Source organism: Phytohabitans sp. LZ39 (assembly GCF_059359075.1).
Map to the genome: position 1 here is coordinate 23,304 of NZ_JCADBM010000027.1, position 13,436 is coordinate 36,739.

The following is a 13,436-nucleotide window of genomic DNA, read 5'->3' on the forward strand; positions in this document are numbered from 1 at the left end:
CGACCGTGGGACGCTTTCTGATCAAACGGTTGCTCTCCGCCGTGCTCACCCTCTTCGCGGTCAGCGTGCTGAGCTTCCTGATGTTCTTCGCGCTGCCGAGCGACCCGGTCACCGGCATGTGCCCGAAGAACTGCAACCCGGAGCGGCTGGAGCGGGTCCGCCAGGAGTTGGGCCTGCGCGACCCGAAGGTCGAGCAGTACGTCGCGTACATGAAGGGCATCTTCGTCGGGCGTGACCTCGGCAGCGCCCAGGGCGGGCGGTGCGACGCGCCCTGCCTCGGGTACTCGTACGTCAACAGCGAGGCGGTCACCGACACCCTGGCCCGCGTGCTCCCGGTGACGCTGAGCATCGTGATCCCGGCCGCGATCCTGTGGCTGGCGCTCGGTGTCGGGCTCGGCATGATCTCCGCGCTCAGACGGGGCACCTGGGTCGACCGGCTGGCGATCGGCTTCTCGCTGACCGGGGCATCACTCCAGCTGTACTTCACCGGTGCGGTGCTGCTGATCGTCTTCGTGTACCAGCTCAAGATCCTGCCGACCCCGCACTACACGTCCATACTCGACAATCCCGTCGACTGGGCGAAGGGCCTGGTACTCGCCTGGGTGGCGCTGGCGTTCCTCTTCTCGGCCATCTACGCGCGGCTGGCCCGGGCACAGATGCTGGAGACGCTGTCCGAAGACTTCGTGCGTACGGCGCGGGCCAAGGGGCTGGTCAAGAAGAAGGTGTACGGCCGGCACGCGCTCCGCGCCGCGATCACGCCACTTGTCACGATCGCCGGCCTGGACGTGGGCGCGGCGCTCGGCGGCACCGTGATCACCGAGACGACCTTCGGCATCCAGGGGCTCGGGCGCACCGCCGTGTACGCGGTCCGCGGCGGTGACCTACCCATGATCATGGCGACGGTCCTGATCTCCGCTGTTTTCGTCGTGCTGGCCAACGTCGTGGTCGACCTGCTCTACGCGGCCATCGACCCGCGCGTCCGCCTTGGATAAATTTACCGAACAGTGACGTGCGAGCTGTAGCTTTCCTTCAAGCTCACCCCCCTGGAGGGATCACTATGAGAACCCGAGTGGCTGCCGCCCTCGCATTGGTCCTGGTGGCCGGCGCATGCAGCGAGACCACCGACGACGGTCCCTCCGTGGACCAGGAGCGCACCGCGAAGGGCGTGATCGCGACCGACCCGAAGGACTCGCTCGGCCCGGCACCCGAGGTGCCCGGCGCGGCCAAGGGTGGCACCTTCACCGTCATCCGGGAAACCAAGATCTCGCACCTCGACCCGCAGCGGGTGTACTCGTTCGCCGGCCTCATGAACGCGCCGCTCTACGCCCGCACGCTCACCACGTGGAAGGACGACGGCAAGGGCAACCTCACGCTCGTCGGCGACCTCGCACAGACGCCCGGCACCAACGTCAACAACGACTGCAAGGTGTGGGAGTTCAAGGTCAAGGACGGCGTGAAGTTCGAGGACGGGCGCCCGATCACCGCCAAGGAGATCGCGTACGGCATCGCCCGCTCGTTCGACCCGGACCTCACCGGCGGCCCCACCTACGTGCAGGAGTGGCTGGCCGACACCGCCGACTACGACACCAAGTGGGACTTCAAGGCCAACAAGACCTCGCTGCCGCCCGGCCTGACCACGCCGGACGACAAGACCTTGCGGTTCGAGTTCGCCAAGGCGCACTGCGACCTGCCGTTCGCGCTGTCGCTGCCGGCGAGCGCGCCGCTGCCGCCGGACAAGGACACCGGCGTCAACCTCGACAACCAGCCGTTCTCCTCCGGGCCGTACAAGATCACGAAGCACACGCCCGGCGTCGAGATCGTGCTGGAGCGCAACCAGCACTGGGACCCGGCGACCGACCCGGTGCGCCACCAGTACCCGGACAAGTTCGTGTGGACGTTCGGCCCGGACCCGGACGCGGGCGCCAACCGCGTGATCGCCGACAGCGGCCCTGACCAGTCCGCCCTGGCCTGGAACGGCGTGCCGGCCGCACTGGTTTCCCAGGTCGCCGGCAACGCGGCGCTCAAGGATCGTTCGGTGATCTCGCCGACGCCGACCGAGTGGCGACTGACGATCAACACCCAGCGGGTCACCGACCTGGCGGTGCGGCAGGCGCTCAACTACGCCATCGACCGGGACGGCTTCATCAAGCTGCTCGGCGGCGAGACGGTCGCGTCGCCGATCACCACGCTCATGCCGCCGGCCACGATCGGCTACCAGAAGTACGACGCCTACCCGGCCGGCCCGAACGGCAACCTGGACAAGGCCAAGGAGCTGCTCGCCGGCAAGACCCCCGAGCTGGTGCTGGGAGTCGGCGACGACGTACCCGAGCGCGGCACGCAGCTCAAGACCAACCTGGAGAAGGCCGGCTTCAAGATCACGGTCAAGAACATCCCGGCCGACGCCAAGCTCGACGAGACCAAGAAGAAGGACAACCCGTGGGACCTCTACCTGGACTCGTGGGCCGCGGACTGGCCGAGCGGCGCCTCCATCCTGCCGGTGCTCTTCGACGGGCGCTCGATCAAGGCTGAGGGCAACAGCAACACGTCGTACATCAACAACGACGCCATCAACGCGGAGTTCGACCGGGTGCTCGCCATGGACCCGGCCGCACAGGCGCCGGAGTGGGCCAAGCTCGACGAGCGCATCATGAAGGAGCTCGCCCCGGCCGTCCCGATGTACGTCGAGGTCGCCTACTACCTGCACGGCTCCAAGGCCGGCGGCGTCTTCATCTCCAGCGTCTTCGGCTACCCCTCGTTCGTGAACGCCTTCGTCAAGCAGTAACCACCCCGACCCCGCCGGCCCGCCCCACGGGGCGGGCCGGCGCTTGCCCACAGCTCTCTACAGGCCTTTCGGGGTCGGGGTTGCTCCTGTCGTGACGCTTTACAGGCAGATTTGCCCGCGTCCGCGTCAGCTGTAGACCGCATGCTCCCGCGGGCACCGCTGCGGCCGGCGGCTCGCAGAGCGAGCCGAAACCCCCGGCCTCCGCTGCCGGGTCCGCGGTCCAAGGACACCGGTGGAGACCTTCGCGACCGGTGCGGCTGGTCTGTCGGGAAAGGCTGTCGAGCTGCTCGCACCAATGCGTCCACGCCGTCGTGCAGGTGCAGTGTGCGGTGTCGCCAGCTGGCCATTTCAGCTGGCCGATTTGGGGTTGCCCACTCCAGGGAAGCAGAGCAAATGCTCCCGCGGCCTCACCCGTCCGCCGCTGGTCACGCTCACCCCGCGCACGGTCCGTTTGTCCACAATGCCCCTTGCCGAGCGACGGGCCCCAGACCGGACAGAGGCACCGTCACCGCGAGTAACCGCCGCGGCGATGTGAACGGCGTCCGATGCCAGATCTTGTCCCGCGGAGCTGGCAGTGGACGGCCGGGGATTTCGGCTCGCCCTGGCGAGCCGCCGGCCGGGAGCGGTGCCCGCGGGAGCATACGGTCCGCAGCTGACGCGGACCTGGGAAATCTGTCTCGAGTCTGACCGTGCATCGTGGCCAAGCGCGCCAACCCCGACCGCGAAAGCTCTCTAGAGGTTGCGGCGGACGAAGTCGAGCTCCAGGCGGAGCAGTTTCTCGGCGATGCCGCCCGCGGCCATGTGTGTCGCGCCGGTCAGTGGGATCACCGAGTGCGGGCGGCCGGAGGCGAGCAGCGCCGCGGACAGGCGCAGCGTGTGCGCGGCGACCACGTTGTCGTCGGCCAGGCCGTGGATCAGCAGCAGCGGGCGGGCGTCGCGGGCCGGCTCGGCGGCGATCTCGATGAGCGAGTGGTGGGCGTACACGTCGGCGTTTTCGCTCGGCAGGCCCAGGTAGCGCTCGGTGTACGCGGTGTCGTACAGCCGCCAGTCGGCCACCGGCGCGCCGGCGACGCCGCAGCGGAAGATCTCCGGGCGGCGGAGCACCGCCAGGCCGGCCAGCCAGCCGCCAAACGACCAGCCGCGCACCGCCACGCGGTCGAGGTCGAGGTCGGGGTGCTTGCCGGCCAGCGCGCCGAGCGCGTCGACCTGGTCGGTGAGCACCACGTCCGCGACGCGGCGGTGGATCACCTTCTCGAACGAGGGGGCGACGCCCGGTGTACCCCTGTTGTCGACCGTGACCACCGCGAAGCCGGCGTCGGCCCACCACTGCCGCTCCAGCCATCGCGAGCGCGCGGCCAGCACCTCCTGGTGGCCCGGGCCGCCGTAGACGTCGAGCAGCACGGGCAGGCGGCGGCCGGTCACGTGGTTTCGGGGGTACAGCACCGCCGCGGGCAGGCGGCGGTCGGCGACCCGTTCCAGCATGGGGCGCGGCGCGTACGGCGGCTTGGCGGCGTGGGAGGTGATCTCGGCGATCTGCTTGCCCGCCCGCCACACCGTCCAGTGCGTGCCGGCGCGGTCGAGCGAGGCGGAGCCGACCACGAGCAAGTCGCCGCCGACGGCGCCCATGTGCCAGCCGGGAGCGGTGGTCAGCGGCCGGATCTCGGCACCGCCCGCGCCGATCGCCGTGCGTACCCGGAAAAGGTGCTGCTCGCTCGGCTCGCCCTCGCTGGCCTCCACGAGCAGGTCGGGCGAGCCCGCGCCGGCGCCGGCGGACATGCGGCCGACCACGCGGCGCACGTACAGCGAGGGTGGCGTGAGCAGCGTGCCGTCGGCGAAGAGGCAGCGCGCGTCGTATCCGTCGTGGGCCAGCTCGCCGCCGACCAGCACGCGGCCGTCCGGCAGGTGGCTGGGCGTGCCGGCGACCGGCTCCACCCACCGCGGGTCGGCGAGCTCGGCGTGCACCTGGGTCTCGCCGGTACGCGGGTCGACGGAGAGCACCAGCCCGTGCTGCTGGAGGCGGCGCAGCACGGTGATCAGTGGACCGCCTTCGGCCCAGTGCACCGAGACCAGGTAAGGGTAGGTCTCCCGGTCCCAGTGCACGTCGACCCAGCCGCCCTCCAGGTCGAGCAGGTGGAGGGTGACCTCGGCGTTGGCCGCGCCGGCGTAGGGGTAGGCGACGCTGGTCGGCGCCGCCTCCGGGCGGGATGGATCGTGCAGGTGCCAGCGAGGCACCCGGGACTCGTCGACGCGGGCGGCCAGGATCGAGCGCCCGTCGGGGGCCCACCAGTAGCCCCGGAAGCGCCCCAGCTCCTCCGCCGCGATGAACTCGGCGAGCCCCCAGGTGACGTCGCCGTCCTCGCCGGCCAGCATCGCGTCGGTGCCATCGGCGTGGATGACGTGGAGGTTGCCGGACGTCACGTACCCGATGCGGCGTCCGGTGGGGTCGGGCCGGGGGTCGACGACCGGGCCGGCGGTGGCGACCTCGACGACGTCGCCGGTGACCAGGTCGGCGCGGAAGAGGCGGCCGGCGAGCGGAAACGCGGCGACCCGCGCGGCCGGGTCCGTCGCGTACGACCCGATGCCGCTCGCGGAGAGCCGCAGCCGCTCGCGCAGCGCCCGCTCCTCGGCGGGCAGGTCGCCGCGGCCGTCGGTGAGCAGGGCGGCCGGCTCGGCGATCAGCTGCTCGGTCGCCGTCTCGGCGTCGAGCACCCAGAGCGCCTCGGCCGCGTCCTCCGGGCCGGGCGAGCGCAGGAAGACCACCCGCGAGCCGTCGCTCGCGACTGTCACGGCCCGCGGCGCTCCGCGGGTAAACCTCCGGGTACGGGCGGCTAGCTCCGGGTAGTCCACCCACGGATCGTAAATCCGCGTGATCCGTCCGCCCGACCATGCCCGGCGTGTCCGCACGTAAACGCCGTCTCCGCTGGCCGACGTGGCACGCGGCACCCCGGCAATCTCGCGCGCGTAGAGTGGCGCGCGTGGCACGACGACTCATGCTGGTGCACGCACACCCCGACGACGAGACGGTGAGCACCGGCGCGACGATGGCGCACTACGCCGCCCAGGGTGTGGAGATCACGCTCGTCACCTGCACGCTCGGTGAGGAAGGCGAGATCCACGTGCCCGAGCTGGCGCTGCTCGCCGCCGCGGAGGCCGACCAGCTGGGCGGCTACCGGCTGGCCGAGCTCGACGCCGCCTGTGCCGCCCTCGGCGTCACCGACCGCCGTTTCCTCGGCGGCGCGGGTCGCTACCGCGACTCCGGGATGATGGGCCTCGAGACCAACAAGCACCCCCGCTGCTTCTGGCAGGCCGACCTCGACGAGGCCGCCGGCCAGCTGTTGGAGATCATGCGCGAGGTGCGCCCGCAGGTCCTGATCACGTACGACGAAAACGGCTTCTACGGCCACCCCGACCACATCCAGGCGCACCGGGTGGCGATGCGGGCGGCCGGCCTGGCCACCGCCGAGGGCTTCGGGCCCGCCAAGATCTACTGGACCACCGTGCCGAAGAGCGTGCTCGAAGCGGGCATCAACGCGTTCGCGCAGTCGAGTGACAACCCGTTCGCCGGCATCGACAAGGTCGAAGACTTCCCGTTCGGCACGTCCGACGAGGAGGTCGCCGCCCGCATCGACGCCACCGACCAGCACGAGGCCAAGGTGGCCGCGATGCGCGCGCACGCCACGCAGATCCCGGACACTTCCTGGCTGTACTCGATCGCCGGCAACTTCGGCAGCGAGTTCATGGGCGTCGAGTACTACACGCTGGCCGCTGGCGAGCGGGGCCCCGGCGACGGCCCGCACGGCTGGGAGAGCGACATCTTCGCCGGCCTCCCGTCGTGAGTTTCCGATGACCGTGTCCACCCCGAGCCTGCCGGTCGACGGCGACGCGCAGAGTGAGACGCCACCACCACCTTCTCGCTTCGACGGCGCCTTCCAGACCGGCCTGCGGGTGGCCGGCGGCGTGATCGCCGTAGTGGCCGCGCTGGTCACCGCCGTGGCGGAGCTCATGATCGCGCCGCTGCGGCTGGGCGGCCACCTGATCGGCGCGGCCGTGGTCGCGACCGTGCTGGCCAATCTGGCGCTCGGCTGGTTCGCCTACACGACCGTCGGCCGCAAGTGGGCCATCGCCCTCCCGGCCGCCGCCTGGCTGGTGCTGATGGTGACCGCCTCCGGGCGCACGACCGAGGGCGACCTGCTGCTGGTCGGGCCGCAGGGCGACGCGGTGGTCGACCGCAACAGCTGGGTCGGTGTGGCCATGATCCTGGCCGGTTCGATCGCCTTCGCGGTGGTCGGCTTCCGCCTGGTGCTCGCCCAGCCGCCGTACTCAGCAAACAAGCAGCTACCACACAGCTGACGAGGGTGTGACGGCGGACACTCGAGCACTACTCTCTCTGACGAGGTTCTGTTCACCTGTCGTTGGGGAGGGTGTGCGATGAAAGACCGTTGGCTGCCGGTCGGCGTGCTCGCGGGTGTGCTGTTCGCGGTCAACGTGGCGGCGCGCCTGGTCGCCCGCCTCGGTTTCAACGACGACGGCGAGGCGCAAGACCGCATCTCGCTGGGCATGTTCGTGGTGCTCGGGCTGACCGTGGCCGTCATGGCGTTCCTCTGGGGTCGCCGCCACCCGGCCGGCCGGTGGATCGCCGACATCGGGGCGGCCGCGATCGTCGCCCTGCTGCTCACGGTCTTCGTGGGGCCGTTCGTCAGTGGAGACACCCCGTTCGAGGGCGGGGCGGGCGACTTCTTCGCACAGGTCTGGCTCTACAGCGCCTTCGCGATCGGCGGCTCGCTGGTCGGCTTCCTGATCCTCGTGGCGCTCGGCCTCGACTACCGTTCGCAGGGCCTCAAGCGCTTCGCCGAAGCCAAGCTGGCCAAGCCTCGCCGCGTCGTGCGCCGCTAGCCTGGGGCCTCGCGGGTCAGGTAGCTGTGGTGGGTGGTGAAGCCCAGCTTGGCGTAGAGCGCGACCGCCGCCGCGTTGCGCTCCTCGACCTGGAGAAACGCGCGGCTCGCGCCCGACTCGGCGGCCCAGCGGGCGAGCGCGCCGATCACCTCCTGGGCCAGGCCGCCGCGGCGTGCCTCGGGCACCACCTCGATGAGCGCGAGGCCGAGCCAACGGCCCTCCCCGGTGACCGTGCCGCGGCCGGTGGCGAGCAGGGTGCCGCTGTCGTCGTACACGTGGGCGAAGCGGACCTGGCGCACCGCGGTGAGGATGTGTCGCGCGGCGTCCGGGAGGCCACCCTTGCGGCCGGCGGCGACCTCCAGCCAGCCGTCTGACGGCGTGCGGGTGAGGTCGACCCGCGTGCGGGCCACCGTGGCATCCAGGATCGACCGCAGTGGCGCGGTCTGCACCAGCGTGAGGGGGCGCGCGGTCCAGCCGCGGGCGTCGAGCGCCGCACCGACCGGGGCGGCCAGTGGGAGTGGCGTGTTGACGAGGGGCTGCGCGCCGCGGGCCAGGTACCAGCGCTCGACCGCGTCGATCGCCGCCTCCAGGGGGCGGTCGGGGTCGCCGATGGGCAGCGCGGAGTTGCCCCGGCCGGTCCAGCCGCCGGCCGCGCGCAGCAGCCACCCACCCAGTCGCTCCTGCACCGGCGCCGGCCACGCTTCGTTGGCGGCGAGCTCGAGGGCGATGACGTCCGTGGCATTCGGCCGCCGCGTCGGGGGCACCCGTTTCGCGCGGTGGATCTCACTCAGTGGTACGCGGAGCGGGCCCTTCGACGTCGCGATCGTGAGATCGGTCTCCGTGATCTCCACGAGCTCGCCGAGCGCGTCCGAGTAGAGCGGACGATCGTTGCGAATCCCGACAACTCGCCGCACGACAACCCGGTGTCCCACATCCGCACGCCGGAGCACGCACCACTCCCTCCAGGGCGAGATACTAGGTCTCTAGGCCGAGATACTAGGCTCCTACTGCCGCAGGATAAGAGCGGCGTGGCTTGCGGAGAGGATGACCCGTGACCTACATCATCGCCGAGCCGTGCGTTGATCTGCTCGACAAGGCATGCATCGAGGAGTGCCCCGTCGACTGCATCTACGAGGGCAACCGGATGCTCTACATCCACCCCGATGAGTGCGTCGACTGCGGGGCGTGCGAGCCGGTCTGCCCGGTCGAGGCGATCTTCTACGAGGACGACGTGCCCGAGCAGTGGAAGGACTACACGGCGGCCAACTACGAGTTCTTCGAGGATCTCGGCTCTCCGGGCGGTGCCTCCAAGATCGGTAAGGTCGACAAGGACGCCACCTTCGTGGCCGCTCAGCCGCCGCGCGAGACCGAGCACTGAGCGTGGCCGAGGGGCGCCTGTCCGAGCGGCTGCCCGACTTCCCCTGGGATCTGCTGGCGCCGGCCAAGCGGGTCGCCGCCGAGCACCCGGACGGCCTCGTCGACCTGTCGATGGGCACCCCGGTCGATCCGGTGCCGCCCTTGGTGCGGGAGGCGCTCGCCGCAGCTTCGGACTCGCCTGGGTACCCGCCCACCGCCGGCACCCCCACGCTGCGGGCCGCGATCGCCGAGTGGGTGGCCCGCACCTGTGCCACACCGGTCGCGGGGCTTGGCGTGCTGCCCACCATCGGTTCCAAGGAGCTGGTGGCCTGGCTGCCGACGCTGCTCGGCATCGGCCCGGGTGACACGGTGGTCATCCCGACGGTGTGCTACCCGACGTACGAGGTGGGGGTGCGCCTGGCCGGCGCCACTCCGGTACGCACCGACTCGCTGACCTCGCTCGGCCCCGCACCGGTCAAGCTGATCTGGGTCAACTCCCCGTCCAACCCGACCGGCCAGGTGGTCCCCGCCGGCCACCTGCGCAAGGTCGTCGACTGGGCCCGCGAGCGGGGCGCGGTGGTGGCCAGCGACGAGTGTTACCTCACGCTCGGCTGGGAAGACGAGCCCGTGTCGGTGCTGTCGCCCGAGGTCGGCGGCGGCCGGCTCGATGGTGTGCTGGCCCTGCACTCGCTCTCCAAGCGGTCCAACCTCGCCGGTTACCGGGCGGGCTTCGTGGCCGGTGACCCCGCGATCGTGTCCGAGCTGCTGGCCGTCCGAAAGCACGGCGGCTTGATCGTCCCGGCTCCGGTTCAGGCCGCCATGGTGGCCGCGCTGGGCGACGACGAGCACGCGGCGACACAGCGCGCCGCCTACGCCGCCCGCCGAGACGTGCTGCGTGCCGCGCTGGTCAAGGCCGGCTTCGAGATCGAGCACTCCGGCGCCGGGCTCTACCTGTGGGCGACCCGGGGCGACGACTCATGGTCCACCGTGGATTGGTTCGCCGAGCGGGGCATCCTCGTCGCCCCCGGCGCCTTCTACGGCCCGGCGGGCGAGCGGCACGTGCGGGTGGCGCTGACCGCCACGGACGAGCGCGTGGCGGCCGCGGCCGAGCGCCTGGAAAACTGAGTCACTTTCGCGTCTTCCGGCTGTAACGGTCTCGTCCCCTCGTCCGGGGAGGATGTGTCCGTGATCGGCGCAAAAGCATAGTCCGCGGACTATGGCGAACCGCTTCACCGACTGGTACAACGTTCAACGGACCGGTCGGGGAGGTCCATCGCGCCGGTGGCCGCGAAGGGGAGGCTCGTGTCGGCTCGACGGGTCATGACCTACTACGGGCTGTGGATGACAGCCCTGGGCGTTGGCGCGTTCACACTTCCTTCCCTCCACCTGTACTTCTGGGCCGCCATCGGGGTCAGCAGCGTCGGGGCGATAGTGGCCGGCGCCGTGCGACACCAGCCGCGGCGGCGGCTGCCGTGGTGGTTTCTCGCCGGTGGGATGGCCCTTTTCGGGGCCGGCGACCTCGTTTTCAATATCGCCGCCGACCAGGACCAGGTGCCCCTTCTCGCCGACATTCTCTACCTGAGCGTCTTTCCGTTGATCGTCGCCGGCTATTACGGGTTCACCCGCGCGAGCCTGACGATTCGCGATCGGTCGAGGATGCTCGACCTGCTCGTGTTCGCGACCGTCGGCGCGATGGCCCTCTGGGTGTTCGGCGTCGGGCCCGACCTCAGGTCGCCGGCGGTGAGCTCCTTCGAAAAGTCGGCGCTGGCGGCGTACGCGCTGGGCAACCTGATCGTCTTCGCCATCACGGTGCGCCTGTTCGCCACCTACCAGCGCACCGTCTCGGTCGTGCTGCTCGCGGTCGGCTCGGCCGGCATACTCACCGCCGACATCCTCTACGGTCTGACCAGTTTGGACGGTGCCTACCAAAACGGTGGCCTGATCGACATCGGCTGGTGGGTCTTCTACAGCGCGTGGGGTGCGGCGGCACTCCACCCGTCGATGACCGGGCTGACCGCGCCGGTCGACGCCCGGCGGGGCGAGGTCAAGTCGCTCTGGCTGGCGTTGCTGGGCGCGGCCGCGCTGATGCCGCCTGCCGCGCTGCTGGTCCAGTCGGTCGCCGGTGAGATCCGCGACGCACCGCTGATCGCGATCACCTCCGGAGTGGTCTTCACGATCGTGCTGATCCGGCTCACCGACTCGATCTTCGCGCACCGGCACGCGGTCAGCCGCGAGCGGGGGATGCGCCAGTCGATGGCGGCGCTCGTCTCCGCGACCGACGCGGCCGAGGTCAACCGGGCGGTGCGCGCCGCGGTGGCCCGCCTGATCCCGCCGGAGACCGGATACCGGCTGGTCTTCGCCATGCACCACGCCGACGGCGTGCCGGCCACCGCGGTGAGCATTTGGGGCCCCACGGTCGTGCCGCCGGTGGTGCCGCACGGCGCGCGGGGCGCGGCCGCCGCCCGCCGCACCCGCGTCCTGCGGGTACGGATGCTGCACCCGGCCCTGGCCGAGCAGTTGGGTGGCTTCGAGAGCGCCGTGATGTGCCCGCTCGTGCTCGACTCACCGGCCGGTGGCGCGCCCCGCCTCGGCGCGCTCATCGTGTCCGCCGACGCGGACGTCCTCGACAGCCTGCGTGACGCGCTGGAGGTGCTGGCCGGGCAGGCCGCGCTCGCGCTGGAACGGATCTCGCTCAGCGACGAGGTCAACAGGCGGCACAGCGAGGCGTACTTCCGCACGCTCGTGCAGAGCACCGCCGACGTGATCCTGATCGTGGGCGACGACGACTTAATCCGGTACGCCAGCCCGTCCACCTCCGCCGTGCTCGGCGTCGAGCCGGGCGACTCCACCATGCTCTGGGATGTGATCCACCCGGACGACCGCGCGGCCGTGGAGCAGACGCTGGATCTCGCCCGCTCCGGCCAGGCGCCGCCGACCGAGTGGACACAGTGGAGCCTGCGACACCCGGGCGGGAGCCGGGTGCAGGTCGAGGTGAGCTGCCGTGACCTGCGCCGCGACCGCACCGTGCGCGGGCTGGTGATCACCATGCGCGATGTGACCACGCGCGACCGGCTGGAGCGCGAGCTGAGCCATCGGGCGCTGCACGACGCGCTGACCGGCCTGCCCAACAGGGTGCTCTTCCACGACCGGGTACGCGAGGCGGTCGCCGGCGGCACCGGTGTCGCGGTCCTCCTCGTCGATCTCGACGACTTCACGATGGTCAACGACACCTCGGGGCACGCCGCGGGCGACGAGCTGTTGACCGCGGTGGGCGAGCGGATCGCGGCCGCCCTGAGCGACCAACAGACCGTCGCGAGGGTCGGTGGCGACGAGTTCGCGGCCGTGATCGAGGGCGTCGCCGACGCGGCTGCCGCCGAGGAGATCGCCGCGGGCTTGCTGGCGGCGCTCGCCGAGCCGTTCCGGCTTGGTGAGGCGACGGTGAGCGGCTCGGCCAGCATCGGCCTCGCCACCACCGCCGACGCGTCCGACGCGGACGAGCTGCTGCGCCAAGCCGACCTCGCGCTGCGGCTGGCCAAGGGCGCGGGCAAGGGCCGGTGGCGGCGCTACCAGGCGGCCCTGCACACAGCCGTGCTCCAGCGGATCGAGATGCGGGTGGCGCTGGAGCAGGCGGTCGCCGACCTCAACTTCACGGTGGCCTACCAGCCGATCGTCGGCGTCGCCGATGGCGCCACGGTCGGCTTCGAAGCGCTGGTGCGGTGGCGGCACCCCACTCTCGGCCTTGTCTCGCCGGACGAGTTCATCGACGTGGCGGAGGAGACCGGCCTGATCGAGCCGATCGGCGACTGGGTGCTCCAGCAGGCCATCGCGACCGCGACCACCTGGCCCGGCACGCCGTACGTGAGCGTCAACGTCTCGGCCCGCCAGTTTCGGGTGCCGTGCTTCGTCGACAAGGTCCGCAAGGCACTGGCCGACGCCGGCCTGCCGCCGGAGCGCCTGATGCTGGAGATCACCGAGCGACTGCTGCTCCGCGACGACGAGCAGGTGTGGCTCGACCTCACCGGGCTGCGCGAGATGGGTGTGCGGATCGCGATCGACGACTTCGGCACCGGGTTCTCGTCGCTGAGCTACCTACAGCAGGTGCCGATCGACGTGCTGAAGATCGACAAGACCTTCACCGCCACCGTCGCCTCCTCCGCCCGGCAACAGGCCATTGTGGACGGCATCGTGCGGCTCGCGCAGACGCTCAGCCTGGAGGTCGTGGCCGAGGGCATCGAGACCGAGGCCGACCGCGACCTGCTCCGCGTCATCCACTGCCCGTACGGCCAGGGCTACCTCTACTCCCAGCCCCTCGCGCCGGACGAGGTGGTGAGCTGGCTCCGCTTCGAATGCGACACCGCGGACGCCGAGATCGCCGCGATCTCCAACCCGTAGCGAGGCTTCTCTT

The 13,436-nt window shown here is 71.1% G+C and carries 10 protein-coding genes; 8 read left to right on the forward strand and 2 right to left on the reverse strand.

From position 1 onward, the window contains the following. Positions 1–5 precede the first annotated feature (5 nt). Entirely contained in the window at positions 6–992 is a 987-nt protein-coding gene (locus tag AC5L36_RS37900; protein WP_441223478.1) for an ABC transporter permease, read from the forward strand. 65 nt (positions 993–1,057) lie between these two features. Beyond that, on the forward strand, positions 1,058–2,782 hold the full coding sequence (locus AC5L36_RS37905; protein WP_441223479.1) for an ABC transporter substrate-binding protein: 1,725 nt from the start codon (positions 1,058–1,060) through the stop codon (positions 2,780–2,782). Positions 2,783–3,514: 732 nt separating this feature from the next. On the opposite strand, the gene AC5L36_RS37910 is transcribed toward AC5L36_RS37905, so the two are convergent. Further along, entirely contained in the window at positions 3,515–5,629 is a 2,115-nt protein-coding gene (locus tag AC5L36_RS37910) for a S9 family peptidase (protein ID WP_441223480.1), read from the reverse strand. Positions 5,630–5,772: 143 nt separating this feature from the next. Here AC5L36_RS37910 and mshB point away from each other — a divergent pair, with 143 nt between their 5' ends. The 3 genes from mshB to AC5L36_RS37925 all read left to right on the forward strand — a co-directional run bounded on the left by mshB (position 5,773) and on the right by AC5L36_RS37925 (position 7,675). Next, positions 5,773–6,618, forward strand: coding sequence for an N-acetyl-1-D-myo-inositol-2-amino-2-deoxy-alpha-D-glucopyranoside deacetylase (gene mshB, locus AC5L36_RS37915; protein WP_441223608.1), 846 nt, complete (start codon positions 5,773–5,775; stop codon positions 6,616–6,618). Between the two features lie 7 nt (positions 6,619–6,625). Further along, on the forward strand, positions 6,626–7,132 hold the full coding sequence (locus AC5L36_RS37920) for a hypothetical protein (protein WP_441223481.1): 507 nt from the start codon (positions 6,626–6,628) through the stop codon (positions 7,130–7,132). 78 nt (positions 7,133–7,210) lie between these two features. Then, positions 7,211–7,675, forward strand: a complete 465-nt coding sequence (locus AC5L36_RS37925; RefSeq protein WP_441223482.1) for a hypothetical protein — start codon at positions 7,211–7,213, stop codon at positions 7,673–7,675. Here AC5L36_RS37925 and AC5L36_RS37930 read toward each other — a convergent pair. Continuing rightward, on the reverse strand, positions 7,672–8,625 hold the full coding sequence (locus AC5L36_RS37930) for a GNAT family N-acetyltransferase (protein ID WP_441223483.1): 954 nt from the start codon (positions 8,623–8,625) through the stop codon (positions 7,672–7,674). The two genes, AC5L36_RS37925 and AC5L36_RS37930, sit on opposite strands and share 4 nt — an antisense overlap. 101 nt (positions 8,626–8,726) lie before the next feature. Between AC5L36_RS37930 and fdxA the strand changes: the two genes are divergently transcribed. The 3 genes from fdxA (at position 8,727) to AC5L36_RS37945 (ending at position 13,423) form a co-directional block, all read left to right on the forward strand. Further along, positions 8,727–9,053, forward strand: a complete 327-nt coding sequence (gene fdxA, locus AC5L36_RS37935; RefSeq protein WP_441223484.1) for a ferredoxin — start codon at positions 8,727–8,729, stop codon at positions 9,051–9,053. Between the two features lie 2 nt (positions 9,054–9,055). Beyond that, positions 9,056–10,156 (forward strand): succinyldiaminopimelate transaminase, encoded by a 1,101-nt coding sequence (dapC, locus tag AC5L36_RS37940; RefSeq protein WP_441223485.1) that lies wholly within the window; start codon positions 9,056–9,058, stop codon positions 10,154–10,156. A 177-nt stretch (positions 10,157–10,333) separates the two neighbouring features. Further along, positions 10,334–13,423, forward strand: a complete 3,090-nt coding sequence (locus AC5L36_RS37945) for a putative bifunctional diguanylate cyclase/phosphodiesterase (RefSeq protein WP_441223486.1) — start codon at positions 10,334–10,336, stop codon at positions 13,421–13,423. Positions 13,424–13,436: the final 13 nt, after the last annotated feature.